The sequence below is a fragment of the Nocardia sp. NPDC003963 genome (assembly GCF_053605105.1).
The window spans coordinates 165,501-189,335 of record NZ_JBSGIP010000009.1 but is presented as its reverse complement, the minus strand read 5'-3'; the positions used below and the strand labels follow the sequence as shown (position 1 = coordinate 189,335).

The 23,835-nt window shown below is 69.3% G+C and carries 22 protein-coding genes and 1 riboswitch; of the genes, 7 read left to right on the top strand and 15 right to left on the bottom strand.

Annotation, left to right across the window (positions count from 1 at the left end):
* Position 1: 1 nt before the first annotated feature.
* From rnc to ACWEWT_RS18570, 4 genes are all read right to left on the bottom strand, one after another.
* On the bottom strand, positions 2–724 hold the full coding sequence (gene rnc, locus ACWEWT_RS18585) for a ribonuclease III (RefSeq protein ID WP_452560421.1): 723 nt from the start codon (positions 722–724) through the stop codon (positions 2–4).
* A 16-nt stretch (positions 725–740) separates the two neighbouring features.
* Positions 741–923, bottom strand: a complete 183-nt coding sequence (gene rpmF / locus ACWEWT_RS18580) for a 50S ribosomal protein L32 (RefSeq protein WP_083884195.1) — start codon at positions 921–923, stop codon at positions 741–743.
* A 2-nt stretch (positions 924–925) separates the two neighbouring features.
* Positions 926–1,585: a YceD family protein gene (locus ACWEWT_RS18575; protein WP_452560419.1), complete on the bottom strand. Its 660-nt coding sequence runs from the start codon at positions 1,583–1,585 to the stop codon at positions 926–928.
* A gap of 144 nt (positions 1,586–1,729) precedes the next feature.
* Positions 1,730–2,506 carry a DivIVA domain-containing protein gene (locus ACWEWT_RS18570; RefSeq protein ID WP_452560466.1) on the bottom strand — a complete coding sequence of 259 codons (777 nt, stop codon included), beginning with the start codon at positions 2,504–2,506 and terminating at the stop codon, positions 1,730–1,732.
* A gap of 225 nt (positions 2,507–2,731) precedes the next feature.
* Between ACWEWT_RS18570 and ACWEWT_RS18565 the strand changes: the two genes are divergently transcribed.
* Positions 2,732–3,310 carry a GtrA family protein gene (locus tag ACWEWT_RS18565; RefSeq protein WP_452560417.1) on the top strand — a complete coding sequence of 193 codons (579 nt, stop codon included), beginning with the start codon at positions 2,732–2,734 and terminating at the stop codon, positions 3,308–3,310.
* Here the strand turns inward: ACWEWT_RS18565 and coaD are convergent.
* The 3 genes from coaD to ACWEWT_RS18550 are packed head-to-tail and all read right to left on the bottom strand — an operon-like array spanning position 3,278 to position 7,755.
* A complete protein-coding gene (gene coaD / locus ACWEWT_RS18560) occupies positions 3,278–3,763 on the bottom strand; it encodes a pantetheine-phosphate adenylyltransferase (RefSeq protein ID WP_452560415.1) in 486 nt (161 codons plus the stop codon). The two genes, ACWEWT_RS18565 and coaD, sit on opposite strands and share 33 nt — an antisense overlap.
* A 3-nt stretch (positions 3,764–3,766) precedes the next feature.
* Positions 3,767–4,360 (bottom strand): 16S rRNA (guanine(966)-N(2))-methyltransferase RsmD, encoded by a 594-nt coding sequence (rsmD, locus tag ACWEWT_RS18555; RefSeq protein WP_452560413.1) that lies wholly within the window; start codon positions 4,358–4,360, stop codon positions 3,767–3,769.
* Positions 4,357–7,755, bottom strand: a complete 3,399-nt coding sequence (locus tag ACWEWT_RS18550) for a pyruvate carboxylase (protein ID WP_452560412.1) — start codon at positions 7,753–7,755, stop codon at positions 4,357–4,359. The genes rsmD and ACWEWT_RS18550 overlap by 4 nt, the downstream gene beginning before the upstream one ends.
* A 352-nt stretch (positions 7,756–8,107) precedes the next feature.
* Positions 8,108–8,246: riboswitch (cobalamin riboswitch) on the top strand.
* Between the two features lie 173 nt (positions 8,247–8,419).
* Here ACWEWT_RS18550 and metE point away from each other — a divergent pair.
* Positions 8,420–10,687 carry a 5-methyltetrahydropteroyltriglutamate--homocysteine S-methyltransferase gene (gene metE, locus ACWEWT_RS18545; protein WP_452560410.1) on the top strand — a complete coding sequence of 756 codons (2,268 nt, stop codon included), beginning with the start codon at positions 8,420–8,422 and terminating at the stop codon, positions 10,685–10,687.
* Between the two features lie 350 nt (positions 10,688–11,037).
* On the opposite strand, the gene recG is transcribed toward metE, so the two are convergent.
* A complete protein-coding gene (recG, locus tag ACWEWT_RS18540; RefSeq protein WP_452560409.1) occupies positions 11,038–13,305 on the bottom strand; it encodes an ATP-dependent DNA helicase RecG in 2,268 nt (755 codons plus the stop codon).
* Between the two features lie 48 nt (positions 13,306–13,353).
* The gene (locus ACWEWT_RS18535) at positions 13,354–15,066 is read right to left on the bottom strand and encodes a DAK2 domain-containing protein (RefSeq protein WP_452560464.1); all 1,713 of its coding nucleotides are present in this window, start codon (positions 15,064–15,066) and stop codon (positions 13,354–13,356) included.
* Between the two features lie 352 nt (positions 15,067–15,418).
* On the opposite strand from ACWEWT_RS18535, the gene rpmB reads away from it, so the two are divergent.
* Genes rpmB through ACWEWT_RS18520 form a run of 3 tightly spaced genes read left to right on the top strand, consistent with a single transcriptional unit; the run spans position 15,419 to position 17,059 of the window.
* On the top strand, positions 15,419–15,610 hold the full coding sequence (rpmB, locus tag ACWEWT_RS18530) for a 50S ribosomal protein L28 (RefSeq protein ID WP_011210730.1): 192 nt from the start codon (positions 15,419–15,421) through the stop codon (positions 15,608–15,610).
* 45 nt (positions 15,611–15,655) lie between these two features.
* Positions 15,656–16,234: an N-acetyltransferase family protein gene (locus ACWEWT_RS18525; protein ID WP_452560462.1), complete on the top strand. Its 579-nt coding sequence runs from the start codon at positions 15,656–15,658 to the stop codon at positions 16,232–16,234.
* Positions 16,235–16,273: 39 nt separating this feature from the next.
* Entirely contained in the window at positions 16,274–17,059 is a 786-nt protein-coding gene (locus ACWEWT_RS18520; RefSeq protein ID WP_452560407.1) for an enoyl-CoA hydratase/isomerase family protein, read from the top strand.
* Between the two features lie 120 nt (positions 17,060–17,179).
* Here ACWEWT_RS18520 and ACWEWT_RS18515 read toward each other — a convergent pair whose 3' ends face one another.
* The 4 genes from ACWEWT_RS18515 to ACWEWT_RS18500 are packed head-to-tail and all read right to left on the bottom strand — an operon-like array spanning position 17,180 to position 20,065.
* A complete protein-coding gene (locus tag ACWEWT_RS18515) occupies positions 17,180–18,055 on the bottom strand; it encodes an alpha/beta fold hydrolase (protein ID WP_452560405.1) in 876 nt (291 codons plus the stop codon).
* A 38-nt stretch (positions 18,056–18,093) separates the two neighbouring features.
* Complete coding sequence (locus ACWEWT_RS18510; protein ID WP_452560404.1) at positions 18,094–18,333, bottom strand: hypothetical protein; 240 nt, start codon at positions 18,331–18,333, stop codon at positions 18,094–18,096.
* Positions 18,334–18,368: 35 nt separating this feature from the next.
* Entirely contained in the window at positions 18,369–19,052 is a 684-nt protein-coding gene (locus ACWEWT_RS18505; RefSeq protein ID WP_452560402.1) for a uracil-DNA glycosylase, read from the bottom strand.
* A gap of 11 nt (positions 19,053–19,063) precedes the next feature.
* Positions 19,064–20,065 carry a thiamine-phosphate kinase gene (locus ACWEWT_RS18500; protein WP_452560460.1) on the bottom strand — a complete coding sequence of 334 codons (1,002 nt, stop codon included), beginning with the start codon at positions 20,063–20,065 and terminating at the stop codon, positions 19,064–19,066.
* A gap of 244 nt (positions 20,066–20,309) precedes the next feature.
* On the opposite strand from ACWEWT_RS18500, the gene ACWEWT_RS18495 reads away from it, so the two are divergent.
* Entirely contained in the window at positions 20,310–20,903 is a 594-nt protein-coding gene (locus ACWEWT_RS18495; protein WP_452560400.1) for a DUF3515 domain-containing protein, read from the top strand.
* Between the two features lie 4 nt (positions 20,904–20,907).
* Here ACWEWT_RS18495 and ACWEWT_RS18490 read toward each other — a convergent pair whose 3' ends face one another.
* Positions 20,908–22,023: a D-alanine--D-alanine ligase family protein gene (locus ACWEWT_RS18490; RefSeq protein WP_452560399.1), complete on the bottom strand. Its 1,116-nt coding sequence runs from the start codon at positions 22,021–22,023 to the stop codon at positions 20,908–20,910.
* 55 nt (positions 22,024–22,078) lie between these two features.
* Complete coding sequence (locus ACWEWT_RS18485) at positions 22,079–23,074, bottom strand: NAD(P)H-dependent glycerol-3-phosphate dehydrogenase (RefSeq protein WP_452560397.1); 996 nt, start codon at positions 23,072–23,074, stop codon at positions 22,079–22,081.
* A gap of 30 nt (positions 23,075–23,104) precedes the next feature.
* Between ACWEWT_RS18485 and cofC the strand changes: the two genes are divergently transcribed.
* The gene (gene cofC / locus ACWEWT_RS18480) at positions 23,105–23,791 is read left to right on the top strand and encodes a 2-phospho-L-lactate guanylyltransferase (protein ID WP_452560395.1); all 687 of its coding nucleotides are present in this window, start codon (positions 23,105–23,107) and stop codon (positions 23,789–23,791) included.
* The last annotated feature ends 44 nt before the right edge of the window (positions 23,792–23,835 follow it).

Genomic DNA, 23,835 nt, shown 5'->3' with positions numbered 1-23,835 from the left:
CTCAGGGTTCGCCGGTCAATGCGCGGTAGGCCGCGCCCGCCGCCTTCTGCTCGGCTTCTTTCTTCGACCGGCCCACGCCCTGACCGTAGGCATCCCCGGCGATCACGGTGGTCGCGGTGAATTCCTTGTCGTGGTCCGGGCCGGTGGAGGTGATCTCGTAGCTGGGAACCCCCAGACCGCGCTCGGCGGTCAGCTCCTGCAGGCTGGTCTTGAAATCCAGCCCGGCGCCCATTCGGGGCCCGCGTTCGAGCAGGTCCGCGAACAGTCGCAGTACGACCTCCCGGGCCACATCGATCCCGTGCTCCAGATGGACCGCACCGAGCAGTGATTCCATACCGTCGGCGAGGATGCTGGGTTTATCGCGGCCACCGGTGAGTTCCTCACCCTTGCCGAGCAACAGATGTACACCCAGGCCGCCGGCGCCCAGCTTCCGTGCGACCTCGGCCAATGCGTGCATGTTCACCACACTCGCCCGCAGCTTCGCCAGCTCGCCCTCGGATTTCTCCGGGTGCTCATGGTAGAGCCGTTCGGTGATGCTCAGACCGAGCACCGAATCACCGAGGAATTCGAGGCGTTCGTTGGTGGGCAGCCCACCGTTCTCGTACGCGTACGAGCGATGTGTCAGCGCCAGGCGCAGCAATTCCGGCTGCACCTGCACGCCCAGCGCGGCGAGCAGATTCGCGTGGTCGCTGGGCTCGCCGGGTTCGTCTTTACCCGCGGTCAACGGTCTCGACCGGGGGTCAGACGGCCGAGGTGACCTGGCGGCCCTTGTAGGTACCGCAGGAGGGGCACGCGATATGCGGCAGGGTCTTCTCGCCACAGGCCCGGTTCGGGCAGGTGATCAGGGTGGGGGCGGCGGCCTTCCACTGGCTGCGCCGCGACCGGGTGTTGGAACGGGACATCCGGCGCTTGGGAACGGCCACGACTAGTTCTCCTCTGTGCTGTTACGTGCTGTATCGGTGGAATGATCTCCGGTGGCCGCACCCTCGTCGGGGCTGCCGCTGCCGGGCGATCCGGGGGCGAATTTCGCCAGCCCGGCCCAGCGGGGATCAAGTATCTCATGCCGGTGATCGGATCCCGCAATCGCCATCCGAACACCGCACTCCGGGCACAACCCCGGGCAGTCCGGCGAACAGAGCGGCTGCAGCGGCAGCTCCAGCCCGAGCTGGTCCACCACCAGGGGTTCCAGGTCGATGAGATCGTCGCTCATCCGGTAGACCTCGTCCTCGGAGGAGGTCTGTTCGGTGGCACTGTCCGGGTAGGCGAACAGTTCGGTCAGCGACAGCTGGACCGTATCGGTGAACTGCTCCAGGCAGCGGGAGCATTCACCGGCCACCGGCGCATCGAGGGTCCCGGTGACGAGCACCCCCTCCGATACCGATTGCAGTCGCAGGTCCAATTCGACCTCGGCGCCGACGGGCACGCCGATCAGGTCGAGCCCGAGTCGTTCGGTGGTGGTGACCGTCCGCCGCAGTTCGCGCATCGATCCCGGGGCGCGACCGAGGCTGCGGACGTCCAGCACGAAACCCGCACCGTGTGCACGAGGTGCACCGGAACGCGAGCGCGCGGTGGTATCGGCAGGCATCGAAAACACTCCACTGGGTGGGTCGGGACTGTTGGTTTTGCGCCGGAATCGGCGAGCAACCACACCACAGTACGCGAACAGAGGACCCGCACAAAACCCGAGGGCAGGGCCCATCGGGCGCGGAGGGGGAGTACCGGCCCGGGGTCAGTAGGGCCGCGTTCGCCCCGCCGCGGGCGGGGCCGAGAACTCGGCGGCGTAGTCGGGTACGCCCGCGCCGTTGCGCAACTGCTGACGTCCCCGGCCGACGGTGCGCAGCGCACCGCCCAGCGTCTCTTCGAACTCGGCCAGTTTGCTGTCGACGTAGTGGTCGCAGTCGGCGCGCATGCGGTCGGCGTCGGCGTGCGCGGTATCGATGACGCGGGCCGATTCGGCGTGCGCGGCGCGTACCACCTCGGTGTCCTCCACCAGGCGCCGCTGCTCGGCCTGCCCGTCGGCGACCGAGCGGTCGTAGGACGCCTGCCCGGCCTCGATCGTCCGTTCCGCCTCGGCACGGGCCCGGCCGGTGACCGTCTCGTATTCGGCTTTGGCATCGGAGACCAGGCGTTCGGCCTCGGCAGTGGCGGTATCGACCATCCGGTCGGCATGGGCGGTGGCCTCGGCGACCATCCGGTCGGCATGGGCCTTGGCCTCGGCGAGAATGCGGTCGGCTTCCGCGCGGGCGTCGGCGACCGTACCGGCGGCCTGTTCGTCGGCGGATCGGACGGTGTCCTCCGCGAGCCCGCGGGCGTCGTCGACGATCTTGTCCCGGTGGTCGAGCACATCCTGAGCGTCGTCGATCTCGGTGGGCAGCGCATCGCGGACATCGTCGAGCAGGTCGAGTGTTTCCGGCCGCGGAACGATGCAGTTACGCGTCGCGGGAATACCGCGCGCCTCTTCGACTATGGCGACCAGTTCGTCGAGCGCCTCGAATACCCGATACATGCTCACTGTCCTCCTGCTGACGATCGGCGAAACATCACGCCGTTCCCAGTGTGCCCCGGGCCGGTGGATGCGCCGAACCTACTTTCGGTGTGTCGCCCGTTCCGCCCGATATCTGCAGACTCACACAATCAACTGGAGACCCACCCTCCGCTTGATGTTAAATTCTTAGGTAGCCCGACCGCCGTGCGGACGGGCCGCCTGTCCCCAGTCCGATCGGAACCGCCCATGACCATCGTGCAGTTGCCTTCTGCTACGGCACTGACCACCGGGGATCTGGATATCGATTGGCCGGAATCGTTCGCTCCCGCCCTCGCCTGGCAGCAGCGGCTCCTGCGTTACCTGCGCGGTGACCGCGCGTTCCCGCAGTTGATTCGTTTCGCGCTGGTCGGCGGATTGAGCAATATCTCCTATGTATTGCTGTTCCTGAGCCTCACCGGCGCCGGAACGCTACTGGCCAATGTGGCCGGCTCGGTGGTCAGCACGGTGCTGGCCAACGAGCTGCACCGCAGGCTCACCTTCCACGCGGCCGAACGGGTCGGCTGGTTCACCGCGCAGTGGGAAGGCGGCGGGCTGGCGTTGCTCGGGTTGGGGATCAGCACCGCGGCACTGGCCTCGCTGGAGATTCTCGCCCCCACACTGAACGAGCCCGCCCAGGCCGCGGCCGTGCTGGCGATCAGCGCCGCGGTCGGCGGTCTGCGATTCCTGGCGCTGCGCGGCCTGGTGTTCGGGCCGCTGCGACGGGCCCGGGAAGTGACCGCGCAGCGGTCCGGGTCAGCTCGCGCGCTCGGCCAGCCGGTCGAGTAGCCGTTTGTGCACCAGCGGCGGCAGCATATCGCTGACATCGCCGCCGAAGGCCGCCACTTCCTTGACAAGGGAGCTGGACAGATAGCTGAAGGCCGGGTTGGTCGCGATGAAGAAGGTGTCGACCCCGGAAAGCTTCTTGTTCATCTGCGCCATCTGGAGTTCGTAACCGAAATCACCGGCATCGCGCAGACCCTTCACGATGGCGCTGATGCCCTGTTCGCGGGCGAAGTCGACCGTGAGTCCGTCCCAGGAGGCGACCCGGACATTCGGCAGATCCGCGGTCGCATCGCGCAGCATCTCGATACGTTCGTCGATACCGAACATGCCCTGCTTCTTCTTGTTGATCATCACCGTGATGACGACCTCGTCGAACTGCGCGGCGACCCGCCGGAACACATCGAGGTGGCCGTTGGTCACCGGATCGAACGACCCCGGGCACAAAGCTCCTGCCATGGGTCAGACGCTAGCAGGTTCCGCCGGCGCGGCCGGGTCCGCTCCGATATACACCGCGGACTCGATCCGGGTCTCCCCGTAGCGCCGTGCCCGCCGGCCTTCGAACCCTGCGGGCCAGTCGATCTCGGTGGCACGCGCGGACCGTTCCACCAGCAGCAGCGCGTCCGCGGAGAGCCAGCCGTGGGCGGCCAGCGCCGTGAGATCGGCATGTACGGCGTCGGTGGACAGCTCGTAGGGCGGATCGGCGAAGACGAGATCGTAGGCCTGCGCACTGCCGTGCCCGAGCACCTGCGCCACCGTCCCGACCCGCACCTGCGCACCGCCGAACCCGAGTTCGGCGATATTGGCACGAAGTACCCCGGCGGCCCGCCGGTCCGATTCGACCAGTAGCGCGGCCGCGGCACCGCGGGACAGCGCTTCCAGCCCGAGCGCGCCCGAACCGGCGTAGAGGTCCAGTACGCGGGCTCCCGCGAGATCCATCCACGCCTCGATGGAGGAGAACAGAGCCTCGCGCACCCGATCCGAGGTGGGCCGGGTGCCGGCGGGCGGTACCTTCAGGCGCCGCCCGCCGGCGGTACCGGCGACGATCCGGGTCATTCGGATTCGCGCTCGCCCAGCTCGACCAGCAGATCACCGCCTTCGACCTGCTGAACCTGCGCGATGGCCACCCGGCCCACCACACCGCCGCGCGGCGCGGTGATGGCGGCCTCCATCTTCATGGCCTCGATGGTGCCGATGGTGTCACCCGAGGCGACCGTTTCGCCTTCGGCGACGGTGAGCGTCACAACGCCGGCGAACGGCGCGGCGATATGGTGCGGATTGTTCTTGTCGGCCTTCTCCGCGGCCGGGATCTCGCTGGCGATGGAACGGTCGCGTACCGATACCGGGCGCAGCTGCCCGTTGAGGATGCACATGACGGTGCGCATCCCGCGCTCGTCGGGTTCGGCGATCGCCTCCAGGCCGATGAGCAGGATAACGCCCTTCTCGAGCTGTACCCGGTGCTCCTCACCGTGGCGCAGACCGTAGAAGAACTGGTTGGCCGAGAGCCCGGTGGTATCGCCGTATTTCTCCCGGTGCGCCAGGAATTCCGCGGTCGGGCCGGGGAACAGCAGCTGGTTGAGGGTCGCGCGCCGCTCATCGGAGGTACCGGCCAGTCCCGCTTCTTCGGCGGCGGACAATTCGGTCACGGGTTTGGCGGCACCGCGCCCGGCGAGCGCTTTCTCCCGGAACGGTTCGGGCCAGCCACCCGCAGGCGTGCCGAGCTCGCCACGCAGGAAACCGATCACCGAATCCGGGATATCGAACCGGCCCGGATCAGCGGCGAAATCCTCGATATCGATCCCGGAACCCACCAGCGACAACGCGAGATCACCGACCACCTTGGACGACGGAGTCACCTTGATCAGCCGGCCCAGCAGCCGGTCCGCGGCCGCGTACTTCGCCTCGACCTCCTCGAACCGGTCACCCAACCCCAGCGCGATCGCCTGCTGGCGCAGATTCGACAGCTGGCCGCCGGGGATCTCGTGGGTGTAGACGCGGCCGGTCGGCGCGGGCAGCCCGGACTCGAACGGCGCGTACACCTTGCGCAGCGCCTCCCAATACGGTTCCAGATCACACACATTGCGCAGGTTCAGCCCGGTGTCGTATTCGCTGTGCGCGGCGGCGGCCACGATCGCCGAGAGCGCGGGCTGGCTGGTCGTACCCGCCATCGCCGCCGACGCACCGTCGACGGCGTCCGCACCGGCCTGCCACGCGGCCAGGTAGGTGGCCAGCTGCCCACCCGGAGTGTCGTGGGTGTGCACATGGACCGGCAGATCGAAATTGCTGCGCAGCGCCGACACCAGTTTCGCCGCGGCCGGCGCGCGCAACAACCCGGCCATATCCTTGATCGCCAGCACATGCGCGCCCGCGTCCACGATCTGCTCGGCCAGCTTCAGGTAATAGTCCAGGGTGTAGAGCTTCTCGTCCGGATCGGCCAGATCACCCGTGTAGCTCAACGCCACTTCCGCGATCGCGGTACCGGTCTCGCGGACCGCGTCGATCGCCGGACGCATCTGATCCACATTGTTCAAAGCGTCGAAGATCCGGAAGATATCGATACCCGTATCGGTGGCCTCGGCCACGAACGCCCGGGTGACCCGCTCCGGGTAGGGGGTGTAGCCGACAGTGTTACGGCCGCGCAGCAACATCTGCAGGCAGATATTGGGAACTGCCTCGCGCAGCGCGGCCAGCCGCTCCCACGGATCCTCGTAGAGGAAGCGCAGCGCCACATCGTAGGTCGCCCCACCCCACGCCTCGATCGAGAGCAGTTCCGGAGTCAGCCGGGCCACATGTCCGGCGACATCGAGCAGACCGTTGGTACGCACCCGGGTCGCCAGCAGCGACTGGTGCGCGTCGCGGAAGGTGGTATCGGTGACCCCGACCGCCTTCTGCTCCCGCAGCGCACGGGCGAAACCCTCCGGGCCCAAGGTCAGGAGTTTCTGCCGCGAACCGTCCGGCGGCGGTACCGACAGGTCGATCGCGGGCAGCTTGTCGTGCGGGTACACCGCGGTCGGCCGGGCACCGTGCGGTTTGTTCACCGTGACATCGGCCAGGTAGTTCAGGATCTTGGTGCCGCGGTCGGCGGGTTCACGGGTGGCCAGCAGTTCCGGACGCTCGTCGATGAACGAGGTGGTGATCCGGCCGGCGGTGAAATCCTCGTCGGCGAGTACCGCGAGCAGGAACGGGATATTGGTGGTGACACCGCGAATCCGGAACTCCATGAGCGCGCGCCGCGCCCGGGCCACCGCCGTCGGGAAATCCCGGCCGCGGCAGGTGAGTTTGACCAGCATGGAATCGAAGTAGGCACCGATCTCGGCGCCCAGGTTCGCGCCGCCGTCGAGCCGGATACCGGCGCCGCCCGGGGTGCGGTAGGCCGTGATGCGGCCGGTATCGGGACGGAATCCGTTGGCCGGGTCCTCGGTGGTGATCCGGCACTGCAGCGCCGCGCCCCGGATGGTCACCTTCTCCTGACTCAATCCCAGATCCGCCAGGCTCTCCCCGGCCGCGATCCGCAACTGCGACTGCACCAGATCCACATCGGTGATCTCCTCGGTCACCGTGTGTTCCACCTGGATCCGCGGATTCATCTCGATGAACACATGGTTGCCGCGCTCGTCCAGCAGGAACTCCACCGTGCCCGCGCAGCTGTAGCCGATCTGCCGGGCGAACGCCACCGCGTCCGCGCAGATCCGGTCCCGCAGCTCCGGATCCAGATTCGGCGCGGGCGCCAGCTCGATCACCTTCTGATGGCGCCGCTGCAGCGAACAGTCCCGCTCGAACAGATGCATCACATTGCCCTGGGTATCGGCCAGGATCTGCACCTCGATATGCCGCGGATTCACCACCGCCTGCTCCAGGAAGACGGTCGCGTCACCGAACGCCGACTCCGCTTCCCGCGACGCCGCCTCGATCGCCTCCCGCAGGCCGGATCGCTCGGCGACCCGGCGCATCCCGCGGCCACCGCCACCGGCGACGGCCTTCACGAACACCGGGAACTCCATGGTTTCCGATGCCGCCAGCAACTCCGTCACATCGGCCGAGGGCGCGCTCGAATTCAGCACCGGCAGCCCGGCCGCCTTCGCCGCGGCGATCGCGCGGGCCTTGTTACCGGCCAGTTCGAGAACCTCGGCGGCGGGACCGATGAAGGTGATGCCCGCCCGGGCGCACGCGGCGGCCAGATCCGGGTTCTCGGACAGGAACCCGTACCCCGGGTAGATCGCGTCGGCGCCCGCTGTCCTGGCGGCCTCGATGATCGCCTCGACCGAGAGGTAGGCGCGGACCGGATGGCCCTCCTCGCCGATCTCGTATGCCTCGTCGGCCTTCAGACGGTGGACCGAATTCCGGTCCTCGTGCGGGAAGACGGCAACCGTCCCGACACCGAGCTCGTACGCCGCGCGGAAGGCTCGGATGGCGATTTCGCCGCGGTTGGCAACCAAGACTTTCGAGAACATTGGACCAACGTACCCGGCGCCACATCCAGGATCGACAGCGAAGTCCACTTGGCAGGATCTTCACAGGAGGGTATGGCAATGCTGCGAAGTATTGTTCATCGCACCGTCATATCTCACCGCCCACAACCCGGGCCTGTGCGTATATTGCGGTACCGCAATCCCCCGGCCATCCGCGGGATGCGGCCGATTTTGCGAAGGTATGCGAAGCCGTGTCCGGCCCGTACCGGGCCGACCGCCCTGGGCTACTCGGCGCGTCCGCGTTATGGTGGTGCACGCAGCTGGTCCGCCGGCCGGACGACGAGGAGCCCCGAACGTCCGCCCCCGGCGCCGAAGCCCGCACCACGCGGGTGAGAGGGAATCCGGTGGGAATCCGGAACTGTCCCGCAGCGGTGAGCAGGAACGAACGCCGTCATCAGCACTGGGCGCACAGCCTGGGAAGCGACGGCCAGTAGGTCGGCCGTATCGGCCGGTGCCCGCGAGTCCGAAGACCTGCCGGCTGTACCGGGTACGCCGTATCCGGTGGCCACCGCCTCGTGGATTGGGCGCTGCGGTCCACCAGTGCTGACATTGCGATCCGCCCGCGCGGCCGGTCGTACGGGGTCTCATCGGTGCCCGTGCGTCCGTGAACGGCGATGGCCGTCGAACTTCAGCACTGGAGAACACCGTGACTGTTATTTCGCAAAGCCCGTTCACCGCAACGGTTCTCGGACTTCCCCGGGTGGGGCCGCGCCGGGAACTCAAACGCGCGACCGAGTCCTACTGGGCCGGGCGTATCGATGCGGCACAGCTGCACGACACCGGGTGCACGCTGCGCCGCGACCAGTACACCGCGCTGGCCGCCGCCGGCCTCGATTCGATCCCGGTCGGCACCTTCTCCTACTACGACCAGATGCTCGATACGGCCGTGCTGCTGGGCGCCCTACCGGCCCGGGTGGCCGATATCGACGACCCGCTGGACCGCTATTTCGCGGCCGCCCGCGGGAACGAATCGGTGGAACCGCTGGAAATGACCAAATGGTTCGATACGAACTACCACTACCTCGTTCCCGAAATCGGTCCGGAGATCACCTTCACCCTGCATCCCGGCGATCTGCTCGCACAGGTGGCGGAGGCGATCGAGCTGGGTGTCGCGGCGCGGCCCGTCGTCATCGGGCCGGTCACTTTCCTGAAGCTCGCCAAGACCACCGGCGGCGCGGCACTGGACCGTATCGGGGAACTGATCCCGCTGTACCGGGAGCTGCTGCGGCTGCTCGCCGAAGCGGGTGCGACCTGGGTGCAGCTCGACGAGCCCGCGCTGGTCACCGACCTCACCGACGCAGAACTCGCCGTCGTCCGCCGCGTCTACACGGAATTGACGGAGTCCCGGGACCGGCCGGCGGTGCTGGTCGCCACCTACTTCGGGTATCCGGGGCCGGCCCTGGACACCCTCGCCGGGACCGATATCGAAGGTATCGCGGTCGATCTGGTCGCCGGTACCGATATCGCCGCGGTCGCGGCGGTACCGGCCCTGGCGCACAAACTGCTCGTCGCGGGCGTGGTCGACGGCCGCAATGTGTGGCGCACCGATCTCGACGTCGCATTGGCGACATTGGCCACCCTGCTGGGAAGTGCCGGATCCGTGGCGGTCTCCACCTCGTGCTCGCTGTTGCACGTGCCGTACTCGCTGGCGGTGGAGACCCGACTCGACGACGCCCTGCGTTCCTGGCTCGCCTTCGGTGCCGAGAAGACCGCCGAGGTGCGGGTACTGGCCACCGGGTTGACCGGCGGGACCGAATCCGTAGCCGCGGAACTCGGGGCGGCCCGCGCCGCCGCGGCGAGTCGCCGGGCCGATCCGCGGATCGGCAACGCCCAGGTGCGGGCGCGACTGGCCGCGCTGGGCCCGGCTGCCGTTCGGCGGGCGCCCGCCGAACAACGCCGGACCCTGCAACAGGATCGGCTGCGCCTGCCCGCGCTGCCCACCACCACGATCGGCTCCTACCCGCAGACCTCGGCGATCCGGCTGGCCCGGGCGGCGCTGCGGGCCGATGAGATCGACCGGGCCGAGTATGTTCGGCGGATGCGGGCGGAGATCGCCGAGGTCGTCGCGCTACAGGAGGAACTGGAGCTCGACGTGCTGGTGCACGGCGAACCTGAACGCAACGATATGGTCCAGTACTTCGCCGAACAGCTCGACGGATTCGCCGCCACCGATCTCGGCTGGGTGCAGTCCTACGGCACGCGCTGCGTACGCCCGCCGATCCTGTTCGGCGATGTCTCCCGTCCCGCCGCGATGACGGTGGACTGGATCACCTACGCCCAATCGCTCACCGATAAACCGGTCAAGGGCATGCTCACCGGACCGGTCACCATCCTGGCCTGGTCCTTCGTCCGGGACGACCAGCCACTGGCGGATTCGGCCCGCCAGGTCGCCCTGGCAATCCGGGACGAGACGGTGGATCTACAGCATGCCGGTATCCGGATCGTGCAGGTCGACGAACCGGCACTGCGTGAACTGCTCCCGTTGCGCGCCGCCGATCAGCGGGCGTACCTGGACTGGTCGGTGAACGCGTTCCGATTGGCGACCTCCGGCGTTTCCGACGCCGTCCAGATCCACACCCACCTGTGCTATTCGGAATTCGGCGAGGTGATCGAGGCGATCGCCGGACTGGACGCCGACGTGACCTCCATCGAGGCCGCCCGGTCGCATATGGAGGTGCTGGACGATCTGAACGCGTCGGGCTTCGACGCCGGGGTGGGACCCGGTGTCTACGATATCCACTCGCCCCGCGTCCCGGGCGTCGAGGAGATCACCGCGGCGCTGCGCGCGGCACTGAAAGCCGTTCCGGCCGAACGCCTCTGGGTCAACCCCGACTGCGGCCTGAAAACCCGTGGTCCCGCCGAAGTGGCGGCCTCACTGCGCAATATGGTGGCCGCCGCCCGCAGCGTGCGCTGATGGCGCGGTCCGGGTCGCACCGCGCGGCGCGACCCGGACCGTTCAGCCTTCCGGATCCCCCGCGCCCGGTCCACGGCGTTTCGGCCGCCGCGCTACACACTGCGGGCAGGTCTGCGTCATCCGCAGCACCGGTCGCAAGCGCGCCGGCGCGGACAGCGACCGCCGCACCGCACGGCATCTCTGCCTTTCCTCCATGACACCCGACCCCTTCCCCTCGGCGATACCGTCGCCTGGTTTGACGCCGGGCGACCCGGCACGGTTCCCGCGGGATCGAGGGCCCGGCGCGACTGCGCTACGCGGGCGGCATGCCTCGAGGCGTCGGCCCCGAGGTCGTGAGCGGGGCCGGACGATCAGGATTTGGCCAGGTATTCCAGGCGTTCGGAATCGACGGCCGCGTGCATCATCGCGGCCAGACCCGGATGCCCGGACAACCCGGGATCCGCTTCCACCAGTGTTCGCGCCAACTCCTGAGCCGCGGTGATGACCTCGAGATCGTCGAGCAGTGACAGCAGCCGCAGCGACCGGGTGGTCCCCGACTGCGCCGCCCCGAGCACATCGCCCTCCCGCCGCTGGCGCAGATCGAGCACCGAGAGCTCGAACCCGTCGGTGGTGGCGGCGACGGCCTCCAGCCTGGTCATCGCCGGACCGCCGGGCGCCGCATCGGTGACGAGCAGGCACAACCCGGCATGCGCGCCACGGCCGATCCGGCCACGCAACTGATGCAGCTGGCTCACCCCGAACCGGTCGGCGTCCACGATCACCATCACGGTCGCGTTCGGAACATCCACGCCGACCTCGACCACGGTCGTACAGACGAGTACATCGATATCGCCGGCGTTGAAGTCCCGCGTCACCTGGTCTTTTTCATCCGACGGCAACCGCCCGTGCAGCAGTCCGATGCGCAACTGCGCCAGCGGTCCGGTCCGCAGGCGTTCGAAGACATCGATCACAGCCTGAGTGGACGGGGGTTCCTTACCCGTATCGGCGCCCTTTCCGCCCCGCCCCCGGGCCGGACCGTCCTCGTCGTCGCCGATCCGCGAGCACACGACATAGGCCTGCCGTCCGGCACCGACCTCCTCGGTGATCCGCTCCCAGGCGCGGTCGACCCAGTTGGGATGCACTCGGCGCGGCACCACCTTCGACTGGATCGGCGAACGCCCCCGGGGCAGTTCGGTCAGCGTCGAAGTCTCCAGATCACCGAGCGTGGTCATGGCGATGGTGCGCGGAATCGGAGTCGCGGTCATCACCAGCAGATGGGGTGAGAAACCCGCCTTGGCCTTGGCGCGCAGGGCATCGCGCTGCTCCACACCGAACCGGTGCTGTTCGTCCACGATCACCAGGCCCAGATCGAAGAATTCGACCGAATCCTGGATCAGCGCGTGGGTACCGATCACGATCCCGGCCTCGCCGGTCACCGCGGCCAGCAATGCCGCGCGTTTGGTGGCGGTCGGCATGGAACCGGTCACCAAGGTCACCCGGGTCGCGGTCTCGGCCGCGCCGAGTTCTCCGGCCTGCCCGAGATCGCCCAGCATCGCCGAGAGCGACCGATAGTGCTGGGCGGCGAGCACTTCGGTCGGTGCCAGCAGCGCACACTGCTGCCCCGCGTCGATCACCTGGAGCATCGCGTGCAGCGCGACGATCGTCTTACCGGAGCCCACCTCGCCCTGTAGCAGCCGGTGCATGGGCTGCTCGCCGGACAGGTCGTCGGAGATCTCATCGATGACCCGGTGCTGGCCCTCGGTGAGTTCGAACGGCAGTCGTTCGTCGAAGGCCGCGACGATTCCGTCGCCACGGCGCGGACAGGACCGGGCCGTCCGGCCCGATACCTCGTGCCGGCGTTCGGCCAGCACCAATTGCAGCGCCAGCGCCTCGTCGAAACGCAACCGCTGCCGGGCCCGCTCGATATCGGAGTTGTGCTCGGGCAGGTGGATCAGCCGCAGCGCGTCGCCCACCGGCATCAGCTCCCGCTCCTCGCGCACCTGGGCGGGCAGCGGATCGGCGAGCGGATCGAGCTGATCGAGAATCTGCCGGACACAGGCCAGGATCTCCCAGCTCTGTACCTTCGCGGTGGCCGGGTACACCGGGATGAACTCACGGTCGAAGAAGGACATATCCACCCCGCCTTCCCCCTTCGCGCTCTGGGCGATACCGCGTAGATCGCCCCCGCCGCGCACCGTGGTGAGGGTGGGCTGATCGTCGTCGGACTCCGGCAGGATCAGATAGCCCGGATGGCTCAGATTCCACTGCCCCGGGCGCCAGTAGTTGACCGTCCCCGACATCATGGCCCGGACACCCTGCCGGATCACATATTTCACCTTGTCACCGTTGAAGAAGGTGACATCCACACCGCGTCCGCCGCCGGTGTCGAGGACCACCTTCAGCAGCGACCCCCGGCGCTGCCGCATCGGCCGCAGATCGGCCCTGGTGACCCGCCCGATCACGGTGATGTGGGCACCGTCCTCCGGCGCCTCCTCGGTGAGCGGCTGCCCCTGGGTGGCATAGCGCAACGGATAGTGCCGCAGCAGATCTTCCACGGTGTGCATATCGAACGCGTCGGCCAGCGAGGCGGCGGCCTTCGCGCCGAGCAGATGGTCGAGCCGGTCGCTCAGTGTCGCCATCGCCCTACTCCTCTCACCGCGGCCCGCCGGTACGGGTCCGGCGGGTACTCATTCCACACCGATCTGTATCAGGTCCCCCGGTTGGCCTCCGGAATACACCGTCACCTCGACGCCGGGGAATTCGTCACCGATATGCCCGGCGAGGTCGCCGGCGAGCCCGTCCGGGGCACCCGCGCCGACCAGCAGTGTCACCAGTTCACCGCCCAGGCCGAGCATCCGGTCCAGTAGCGTCCGGGCCGCCGCACCGGGGTCCCGGTCGATCACCACCACATCGTGGCCGACCAGGCCGAGCCCGTCGCCGGGCACACAGGTCCCGACCATGGTGAGCGCCCGTTCCGCCGCGCAGCGCAGCGCACCCCAGCGGGTACTCGCGGCCGCTTCGGACATGGTGAAAGCATCGTCCACGGCGACCCTTGCCCGGTCGTGAACCGCCAGGGCCGCCAGCCCCTGGACCATACTGGCGCTCGGCAGCAGCAGCACATCGCGGCGGGCATCGCGCGCCGCCGCACCGACCGCCACCAGTTCGTGCGCCGGGAGCGCCCCGTTGGGCAGCACCAGCACCTCGCGGTGCGGCAACTGCCGGATGGCCGCGAGCAGTACCGCCGATTCCAGTACCCGTTCCGCGTTCAGCACCACCGCGCCCCCCGCCTCGAAGAGCGCGGCCGCACCGGCGCCGGACGCGACGGCCAGCACGCCTCGGTCGGCGGCCTCCCGGGGGCGCCCGCTGATCTGCCGCGCGGCCCGGTCGTGCACCTGCCGCGTATCCGCGGCCTCGCATACTCCGGTGATCACCGCGCTACCCGTCCGCGGACGGCTGTGCCCGGTCTCCCCGTTCTCTCCGTATCCGGTGTCCTCGGCGAGGTGCTCGATACGGATTCCGTTCACACTGCCCACGGCCAGCCCGGCCTCGACCGCCGCACCCGCATCCGCGCAGTGCACATGGACCGACCAGCCGCCCGCTCCGTCGGCGGCCACCACCACCGAATCACCCAGTCCGGCCAGCCGAATGCGTAATCCGGTGACGAGATCCGCGCGCGCCCCGGCGATCCGGTACATCACCTCGTATCGTCGCTCGGGCTCGCGCCCCGCGGGTTCCCGCAGGTTCGCGGCCCGGTATTCCACCCGGGCCGGTATCTCCCCGGTCACCACCGTGACCAACCCGTCCAGCAACACCACCAGCCCCCGTGCCCCGGCGTCCACGACTCCGGCGTCCCGCAGTACCGCCAGCTGATCCCGGGTGTCCTCCAGGGCTCGCGCCGCCGCGTCCGCCCCGGCACGCACCACGGCGGCCAGGCCGGTCTCCGCACAGTCGCGCGCCGCGGCCCCGGCCCGGTCGAGCACCGTGAGAATGGTGCCCTCCACCGGATCGCTCAGGCTTCCCCGCACCAGCGCGGCCGCCCGGACCAGCGCGACCCGATAGGTGACCGCGGTCAGCTCGTCCGCCGCCGTCGCCTCCGCGATCCCCCGCAGCACCTGCGACAGGATGATCCCGGAATTACCCCGCGCCCCGGCGGTCGCGCCCCGGGCCAGTGCCGCGGCGACCGGATGGGCGGGCAGCCGGTGCGCCGGATCCGTGGTGGCGGCTCCGTCCGCGGGCAGGCGTTCGGCTTCCGCCACCGCGGCACGCATGGTCGCCAGCAGATTGGTCCCGGTATCGGAATCCGGCACCGGGAACACATTGAGGGCATCGATCTCAGCGCGCCGCTGCGCGAGCGCGGCCACACAGGTATGTCCCCAGGACAGGAGTTCGGCACCGCCCAGCCCGCCGCGCACGGAATCGGTGGCCGGCGCATCGCCGCCGCTCACCTGCCGGGTTTCGGGCACCGCCACCTCGTTCCTGTCGTCGCCGGCGTCGAACGCCAGGTTAGCGGCCGCTCCCGACACTGTGACCGGGGCCGGGCCGGTGCGCGCGGGTGGCGGCTCACCCCGGTTTGGTGGATCGCAGCGGGTCGGGCTAATCTTGCAGGGTTGCCTGGCGCGGCCGTTCTCGGTCGGCGCTGTCCGATGGTCATCGAATCCGCCGATGCTCGTCGGCGGGCATGACGACATTGATCAGGATCGACCGCTGTACCGGTGGCAGGTCCCCCATGATGACATGAAGGAGTTCGCGACTATGGCTGCCGTCTGCGACGTCTGCGCCAAAGGCCCCGGCTTCGGTAAATCGGTCTCGCATTCGCACCGGCGCACCAACCGTCGCTGGAACCCGAATATCCAGACCGTGCGGGCGCAGGTCGCCCCGGGTAACACCCGCCGGATGAACGTGTGCACCTCCTGCCTGAAGGCGGGCAAGGTGGTCCGCGGCTGATCACCGGGTCACCGGTTTTCACCCGAGGGCACCCACAGCTCTTCGATACGACCTCGCCCCGGCTCCGCACAGGAGCCGGGGCGAGGTCGTATTCCGTTTCGGAAGGAGCATCCGACGAGTACCGACGCCGGCGAACCGGGTAGCTCCTGGCGGCTCATCCCGCTGGAGCCCGCCCACGCGCGTGCCCTCGCCGCCTGTCATATCGCCTGCTGGCGCGAGGCCTACCGGGGTCTGGTTCCCGACCATGTCCTGGACGCCTTCGACCTGGACCGGCGGGCCGCCGGCTGGGAGCGGATCGCCCGGAACCACTCCGGGCGGATCCTGGTGGCGGAATCGGGCACCACCGTCGCCGGGTTCGTGCACTACGGCCCACCCCGCGACGAACCCGCGGTGGCCGAGCGCGAACTGCACGCGATCTATATCCGCGCCGAGCGGTACGGCAGCGGACTGGCCGGCGCGCTGATGGACGCGGTGCTGGAACCGGATCGATCGTGTTCGCTGTGGGTCTTCGAACGCAACCCCCGGGCCCGCGCTTTCTACACCAGATACGGTTTCGTCGCCGACGGCACCGGCCGGGCCGAACGTTTCGCCACGGCCACCGAGATCCGCATGGTGCGGCGGTAGCGATATCGCCCGGCCACCGCGCCCAGTAGTGTCGCGGCTATGAGCACCGAAGCCGAATACATCCGCATCGACGACGGGGTCCTGGAGATCACCCTGTCCACCGCAGCCAAGGGCACCTCCCTGGATTTCGCGGGGGTCGCGGCGGGGACCGCCGCCCTGGCCGAACTCGGCGCAAATATCGGCGCGGTACTGCTCACCGGTGCGGGACCGAACTTCTGCGCGGGCGGCGATGTCCGTGATTTCGCGGCGGCGCCGGATCGTTCCGCCCACCTGTACCACCTCGCCGATACCCTGCACGTTTTCGTCCGGGCGCTGGACAGCGCCCCGGTACCGGTCGTCGCCGCGGTGCACGGCTGGGCCGCGGGCGCCGGGATGAGCCTGGTCTGTGCCGCCGATATCGCGGTCGGCGGTCCGGGCACCCGGCTACGTCCCGCGTATCCGGGTGTCGGGCTGAGCCCCGACGGCGGTATGTCCTGGACCCTGCCGCGGCTCGTGGGCGCGGCCAAGGCCCGCGAGATCCTGCTGACCGACGCGGTACTCGATGCCACCGAGGCCCAGCGCCTCGGCATCCTGGCCCGGATCGCCGAGAGCGACCCAGCGGTCCGCGACGATGCCCGCGCATTGGCACGGCAGCTCGCACGCGGACCGCGCGCCAGCTACACCTCCATCCGGTCGCTGCTCAGTCGTTCGGCCACCGCGACCCTGGGCGAGCAGTTGGACGCCGAACGCGACGCGATCGGCGCGGCTGCCGGAAGTCCGACCGGCCGCGAGGGTGTGGACGCGTTCCTCGCCAAACGAACTCCGGACTATTCCGGGCTGAACTGACGGACCGCACGGCCGGCGCCGGGCAGCTACCGCGCCGGCCGGATGCGGTGTGGGTGGCGGTCCGGCACGACCGGACGCGCCACCTCGAACGCCGAGGTAGGCGATCACAGCCCGGGCCGCTCAGCGGGAGCGGGTGACGAATTTCGCGACCGCCTCGGTGAACGAATCGTTGTCGTCGCCGGCGGCGGTATGGGCCGCGTTGCCGATCTCCACCAGCTCGGCGTGCGGCACCAGTTCCATGAATTCGGCGGCACCCTCGGCGCTCACCACATCCGATTGCAGCCCCCGCACCAGCAGGACCGGAATATCGAGTGCGCGTGCCGCACCGTCGAGAGTGCGGGCCATATCGTCGGGGTCGGCGGATTTGTCGCCGAGAATGCCCGGATCCCAGTGCCAGTACCAGCGACCGTCGCGTTTACGCAGGTTACGCAGTAGTCCGGCATTGGATTTGGGTCGTGGGCGGTGCGGTAGGTAGTCGGCGACGGCATCCGCGGCGTCGTCGAGAGTGGCGAATCCGTCCGGGTTCTTGCTCAGGAAGGTGAGCACCCGGTTGACACCTTCGGGTTCGGGCCGGGTGACGATATCCACCAGGACCAGCGCGGAGATGGCGTCCCCGCCGGGCGCGGCCGTGGCCAGCAGCCCGGTGATACCGCCCATACTGGCGCCGACCACGACCACGGGTCCGCCGCCCAGTTGCTCCACCACCGCGAGTACATCACCGACCATGGCCTCGTAGCGGTAATCGCGATCGAACGCCCATTGACTGTCACCGTGTCCGCGCGCGTCCAGGGTGACCGCCCGGATTCCGGTCGCACCCAGCTGGGCACCGGTCTGCTTCCAGGAGTGCCGGGTCTGGCCACCGCCGTGCAGGAACAGCACGGCCGGGCCGTCCGGCGGGCCGTACTGGTCCGCAACGAGCTCGATCCCGCCCGCGCCGCGTAACCGCAGCTGGACGGGATCGAGCAGATTGTTCGCATTACTCACGATTTTCAGCATCGCAAATATACGAGCGTTACGCCGTACGAACGGACAAATCAGCAGTCCAGGTCCATGGCGCTCAGGGTCCGCTGGAAGAGGCAGGCGCCCTTGGCGTTCACCGAGGCGGAGATGGTCGACGAACCGGTCGAGGTGAAGTCCTCGGCGATGGGACCCGCGGGCTCGGTCACCGGACTGACCGGCTCCAGCGTGAGCGGGGCCGCTCCGGCCGTCGCCCCGGCAGCGCCCGACAGGGCGGCGCCCAGCGCGAGCGTGGCAGTGATGCCGCGCAGTTTCATGGTGTGCTCCTCTACTTTTCTCGTTCGACGCCTGCTCACGGCAGGCGCCAGTCCACCGGCTCGGCGCCGAGTTCGTCCAGGAGTTCATTGACCCGGGAGAACGGGCGCGAGCCGAAGAATCCTCGCGAGGCCGACAGCGGTGACGGATGCGCGGATTCGATACTGGGCACTTCGGCCGCGGCCAGTACCGGTTTCAGCGAGGCGGCGTCCCGGCCCCACAGCACCGCGACCAGTGGCTCGTCCCGGGCCACCAGGGCACTGATCGCCTGCTCGGTGACCTTCTCCCAGCCCTTACCGCGATGGGAGGCCGGGGTACCCGGAGCGACCGTCAGGACCCGGTTCAGCATCAGTACGCCCTGGCGCGACCAGGGGCTCAGGTCCCCGCAGGTCGGGGTGGGGTGGCCGAGATCCTTGGTGTACTCGGCGAAGATATTGGCGAGACTGCGGGGTACCGGCGAAACATCGGGCGCCACCGAGAAGCTCAGCCCCATGGCGTGCCCGGGAGTCGGGTAGGGATCCTGACCGACGATCAGCACCCGGACGGCCTCGAACGGCTCCTGGAAAGCACGCAGCACATTCTCTCCGGCGGGGAGATACCCGCGGCCCGCGGCGTTCTCCGCGCGCAGGAATTCGCCCATCTCCGCAATACGGTCGGCGACCGGATCCAATGCCTTCGCCCAGCCCGGATCGATGATTTCCACGAGTGGTTTCGTGCCCATGACCGCACAACCTATCGTGAGTGGTCCGGTTTCGCCGAGTCCGTCCCGGAGAACGCTTCCCAGCCCTGCGGACCGCCGTACCGCGCCCCGTCCACGGTCACCCCGCGACCAGCCTCGATACCACCGACAACGGTCCATCCCGGCGGCGGCACCGAACCCGCCGGCCAGACCCCGGCGAATACATGATCCTCGCCGCCGGTCAGAATCCATTGCCGCGCATCGGCTTCCAGAGCGCCGGCCAATTCCTCCAGGGCGGTATCCCGCAAGGCCGCCGAACGCACATCGACGGCCACGCCGGACGACTCGGCCAGATGCCCGAGATCGGCGAGCAACCCGTCGGAGATATCGGTGAGCGCCACCGGCGGCTGTTCACCGGCCATGGCAGTACGGACGAGGTCGTAGCGGGGTCGCGGCGCGCGATGGGCGGCGACCGCAGGATCCGCACCGGGGTGGGACTCGACCGGAAACCCAGCGGCGAGCACGGCGTACCCGGCCGCCGACCGACCCGGCCGCCCGGCGATCGCGACGATCCCGCCCGCCCGCGCACCCGACCGGAGCACCGGCTGCTCGCCCATCGGATCGCCGAAGGCCGTCACCGAGATCACCCAGTGCGGACTGCGCACGATATCCCCGCCCGCGATGGACCCCCCGGCTCGCGCCGCCTCCGACCAGAGCCCGTCGGCGAACGCGGTCACGACATCCACCGGAGTATCGTCGGGCAGCCCGAGTCCCACCACGTAACCGACGGGTTCGGCACCCATCGCGTAGATATCGGCGGCGTTCTGCGCGACAGCCTTGCGGCCGATATCCACCGGACCCGACCAGTCCAGCCGGAAATGCCGGTCCTCGATCAACATATCCGTGCTCACCAGATAGCGGCCGCGCGCTGCCGTCAGCACCGCCGCGTCGTCGCCGGGGCCCAGTTGCACGGCGGGCCCCTGTTCCCGGCCCGCGTTGATCCGTGCGATGAGCCCGAATTCACCGAGGTCGCGCACTGTCGGTCCTGTACTGATCGTGGGACCTTTCTCGCTCGCTGCTTCTGTCGGCGGGTCGACTGCCGCCGCGGGTCCGGACCACGGGCACGCGCCCACCGGGGCACGATCGCCCGCGTCGCCGGCACTGCGGATCCCCGATCCCGCGCGCCCGGCCGGTACTCCGGCGTTCCCCGCACGACGGTACCCTGTGCCCGGTGACCAGGCGCGGCAGCCGGGACCCCCGCGTCGCGGTACCGCCGCACTGACGAAAGGACCGACGCGGATGCCGGAGCCATCGCCGGATCAGGACACCGACGCCCCGGACGGCACCGGCGCCGAACGCAGCGGGTATCCGCCCGCGCTGATCGCGACCGCGGTGGCGCTACCGGTCGCGCTGCTGATCGGTGTGGTCGTCGCGGCGGTGATCGCCCTGCGCACTCCCTTCGAGCGCGAAGCGCTGGCACTGGGTCCGGTCCCGGCACCCACCGCGGACGGCCCCGCCTGCGCAACCCTGCTTCCCGCGCTGCCCGCCGATCTCGGCGACTACACCCGCGCCACCCTGGTCGAACCCGCACCGCCCGCGACGGCGGCGTGGCAGCTACCCGACGGCGGCGATCCGATCGTGCTGCGCTGTGGACTCGACCGGCCGCTGGAATTCAACCGGGCATCCCCGTTACAGGTGGTCAACGGTGTGCAGTGGTTCGAGGTCCGCGACGACGCGGCCGCCACGGCCACCTGGTTCGCGGTGGACCGCGCCACCTACATCGCCCTCACCGTTCCCGACGGCTCCGGGCCGACACCGCTGCAGGCGGTATCGGACACCCTCACCGCCCAACTGCCCGCACGGCCGCTCGATCCGGGCGAACTGCCGAACTGAGCGGTCAGCGAAGGCCGGTACCGCGCGCCAGCGCCGTTTCCACGAGGGTGGTCAGCAGTTCCCCGTAGCCGATACCGGTCTCGTCCCACATCCGGGGATACATCGAGATCGGAGTGAAGCCGGGCATGGTGTTGATCTCGTTGATCACCGGACCGTCCTCGGTCACGAAGAAATCGACCCGGGCCAGGCCCTGGCAGTCCAGTGCCCGGAAGGCCCGCACCGCGATCGCCCGGACCTCGTCGGAGATATCGTCGTCGAGTTTGGCCGGGACATCGAATTCGCAGACATCGTCGAGGTATTTGGTGTCGAAATCGTAGAAGGCGGGACCGGGCTGCTCACCGGCGTCGGCATCGGCCAGGTCCTCGGGCATCTTGATCTCGGCGAGCACACTGGCTTCCACCCGGCCGTCCGGGAATTCCAGCACACCGCATTCGACCTCGCGGCCCACGATCCCGGCCTCCACGATCACCTTCGGGTCGTGGGCACGCGCCGCGGCGATCGCCGCCTCGAGATCGGCCCAGTCGGTGACCTTGGTGATCCCGATCGACGAACCACCGCGGGCGGGTTTCACGAAAACCGGCAGGCCCAGTCGTTCGCGCTCCGCCGCGGTCACCGAGGCGGTACCCGGCCGCAACACCACCTGCGCGCCGACCGGCAGACCGTCGGCGGCGAGCAGTTTCTTGGTGAATTCCTTGTCCATCCCGGCCGCGCTCGCCAGCACCCCCGGGCCCACGTAGGGGATCCCGGCCAATTCGAGCATCCCCTGCACGGTGCCGTCCTCGCCGAACGCTCCGTGCAGTACCGGGAACACCACATCGACGGCATCGAGCGCGGTACGCGGATCGTCGAGGGCGACCAGGCTCCCGGCCCGGCTGGGATCCGCGGCCAGGATCAGTTCCGGGCCGCCGCCGGTGACCGAGGGCAGTGTCCGGTCGTGCCTGCTGAGTTGCGCGGCGTCGTCGCCGGCCAGCACCCAGGTCCCCGCCGTGGTGATCCCGATCGGTACCGCCTCGAAACGAGCCGGATCGAGGTTCCGCAGCACCGCACCCGCCGATACACACGACACGGTGTGCTCGTTGCTGCGTCCGCCGAAGACTACGGCCACCCTGATCCGGTTCATGTCCGAACCGTACCCTGCCGGGACACCTCTCAACCGTGCCGGACCGCCGCGGTGGCTATTCGGGTTTTATCCGGCGGCCCAGGAGCTTCTCCAGCGCCGATTGCACCGCCAGACCTTCGTGGCACACCTGGTGCACGGCCTCGGTGAGCGGCATCTCCACATTCTTCGCGGCCGCGAGCGCACGCACCGAGGTGCACGATTTCACCCCTTCGGCGACCTGGCCGTGCGTGGCCTCCTGTGCCGCCTGCATGGACCCGCCGCTGCCGAGCACCTGGCCGAACGACCGGTTCCGCGACAGCGGCGAAGTACAGGTCGCGATCAGATCCCCGATACCGGCGAGGCCGGCCAGGGTCACCGGTTCGGCGCCCAGCGCCACACCGAGCCGGATGATCTCGGCCAGCCCGCGCGTCATCAACCCGGCGAGGGAATTGTCGCCGAAACCCATTCCCGAAGCGATCCCGCAGGCCAGGGCGATGACGTTCTTGCAGGCGCCGCCGAGTTCGCAGCCGATCACATCGGTGTTGGTATAGGGGCGGAAGTATCCGGTGACGCAGGCCCGCTGCACCGCGGCGGCCCGTTCGGCATCGGTACAGCCGATCACGGTGGCCGCCGGTTGTCCGGCGGCGATCTCCTTGGCCAGATTGGGACCCGACAACACCGCGATACGTTCCGGCGCGGCACCACTCACCTCGGCGATCACCTCGCTCATCCGTAAAAGGGTGCCGTTCTCGATCCCCTTGGCCAGGCTCAACAGCGTGGCGTCCGGGCCGATCGCCGGTGACCAGAGCTTCAGGTTCGCCCGCAGTGATTGCGACGGCACCGCGAGGACAACGATATCGGCACCGTCCAGCGCCCGCGCGTAGTCGTCGGTGGCCGCGACCGGTGGCAACTGCACCCCGGGGAGGTAGAAGGGGTTGCGGTGATCGGTGGCCAGCGCCTCGGCGACCTCGGGTCGGCGGGCCCAGATCGTCACCTCGGTTCCCGCGTCCGCCAGCACCTTCCCGAATGCTGTGCCCCACGATCCCGCGCCCAGTACCGCCGCCCTCGTCATCAGCCCAATATGCCATGACAGGATGGGTCCATGTGCCCGCACACCGTGCACGCCGTCATCGCGGTGAAAACCTTGGAAAGCGCCAAGAGCCGGCTGGCCGGAGTCCTGGCCCCGCCCCAGCGGTCCCGGTTGGTGCTGGCCATGCTGACCGATACCGTGCGCGCGGCCGCGGCGGCCCCGGAGGTCGCCTCGATCACGGTGGTCACCCCCGATCCCGCGGTATCGCGGGCGGCCCGCGCACTCGGGGCCGCTGTCCATCCCGAACCCCGGGGCGTCGGCACCGACCCCGACGGTCTCAACACCGCCCTGTCCGCAGCCGCGAACGCCCTGCGGGCCCGGCACGGCGAGGTGGGCCTGCTGGCCCTGCAGGCCGATCTCCCGGCGCTGCGCACCGCGGAACTGTCCGCCGTGCTGGCCGCCGCGCCCGCCGGTACCCGCGCGTTCGTCGCCGACCACGCCGGTACCGGTACCGCCGCGTTGCTGGCACCGGCCGGAACAGCGCTGCTGCCCCGGTTCGGGCGTGATTCGGCACACCTGCACCGTGGCGACGGTGCGGTCCGGTTACGCGGGGAGTGGCCGGGGCTACGCCACGATGTCGATACGGCCGATGATCTGGCGGCGGTGCAGGCACTGGGCACGGGCGCCGATACCGCCGCACTACTGGACGAACTCGGCTGGCCACATCACCTTCGCGAGGCCGTCACCCAGGTGTGCTAACAGATCGCCACCGCGTGAACACGAGGGGTGCCGGCGCGTGAACA

Excerpts from the sequence above, each read along its gene's own strand:
- ACWEWT_RS18575 (WP_452560419.1), bottom strand. The coding sequence starts at position 1,585 with ATGCCTGCCGATACCACCGCGCGCTCGCGTTCCGGTGCACCTCGTGCA.
- ACWEWT_RS18570 (WP_452560466.1), bottom strand. The coding sequence starts at position 2,506 with ATGTATCGGGTATTCGAGGCGCTCGACGAACTGGTCGCCATAGTCGAA.
- ACWEWT_RS18565 (WP_452560417.1), top strand. The coding sequence starts at position 2,732 with ATGACCATCGTGCAGTTGCCTTCTGCTACGGCACTGACCACCGGGGAT.
- coaD (WP_452560415.1), bottom strand. The coding sequence starts at position 3,763 with ATGGCAGGAGCTTTGTGCCCGGGGTCGTTCGATCCGGTGACCAACGGC.
- rsmD (WP_452560413.1), bottom strand. The coding sequence starts at position 4,360 with ATGACCCGGATCGTCGCCGGTACCGCCGGCGGGCGGCGCCTGAAGGTA.
- ACWEWT_RS18550 (WP_452560412.1), bottom strand. The coding sequence starts at position 7,755 with ATGTTCTCGAAAGTCTTGGTTGCCAACCGCGGCGAAATCGCCATCCGA.
- recG (WP_452560409.1), bottom strand. The coding sequence starts at position 13,305 with ATGGCGACACTGAGCGACCGGCTCGACCATCTGCTCGGCGCGAAGGCC.
- rpmB (WP_011210730.1), top strand. The coding sequence starts at position 15,419 with ATGGCTGCCGTCTGCGACGTCTGCGCCAAAGGCCCCGGCTTCGGTAAA.
- ACWEWT_RS18520 (WP_452560407.1), top strand. The coding sequence starts at position 16,274 with ATGAGCACCGAAGCCGAATACATCCGCATCGACGACGGGGTCCTGGAG.
- ACWEWT_RS18515 (WP_452560405.1), bottom strand. The coding sequence starts at position 18,055 with ATGCTGAAAATCGTGAGTAATGCGAACAATCTGCTCGATCCCGTCCAG.
- ACWEWT_RS18510 (WP_452560404.1), bottom strand. The coding sequence starts at position 18,333 with ATGAAACTGCGCGGCATCACTGCCACGCTCGCGCTGGGCGCCGCCCTG.
- ACWEWT_RS18505 (WP_452560402.1), bottom strand. The coding sequence starts at position 19,052 with ATGGGCACGAAACCACTCGTGGAAATCATCGATCCGGGCTGGGCGAAG.
- ACWEWT_RS18495 (WP_452560400.1), top strand. The coding sequence starts at position 20,310 with ATGCCGGAGCCATCGCCGGATCAGGACACCGACGCCCCGGACGGCACC.
- ACWEWT_RS18490 (WP_452560399.1), bottom strand. The coding sequence starts at position 22,023 with ATGAACCGGATCAGGGTGGCCGTAGTCTTCGGCGGACGCAGCAACGAG.
- ACWEWT_RS18485 (WP_452560397.1), bottom strand. The coding sequence starts at position 23,074 with ATGACGAGGGCGGCGGTACTGGGCGCGGGATCGTGGGGCACAGCATTC.
- cofC (WP_452560395.1), top strand. The coding sequence starts at position 23,105 with ATGTGCCCGCACACCGTGCACGCCGTCATCGCGGTGAAAACCTTGGAA.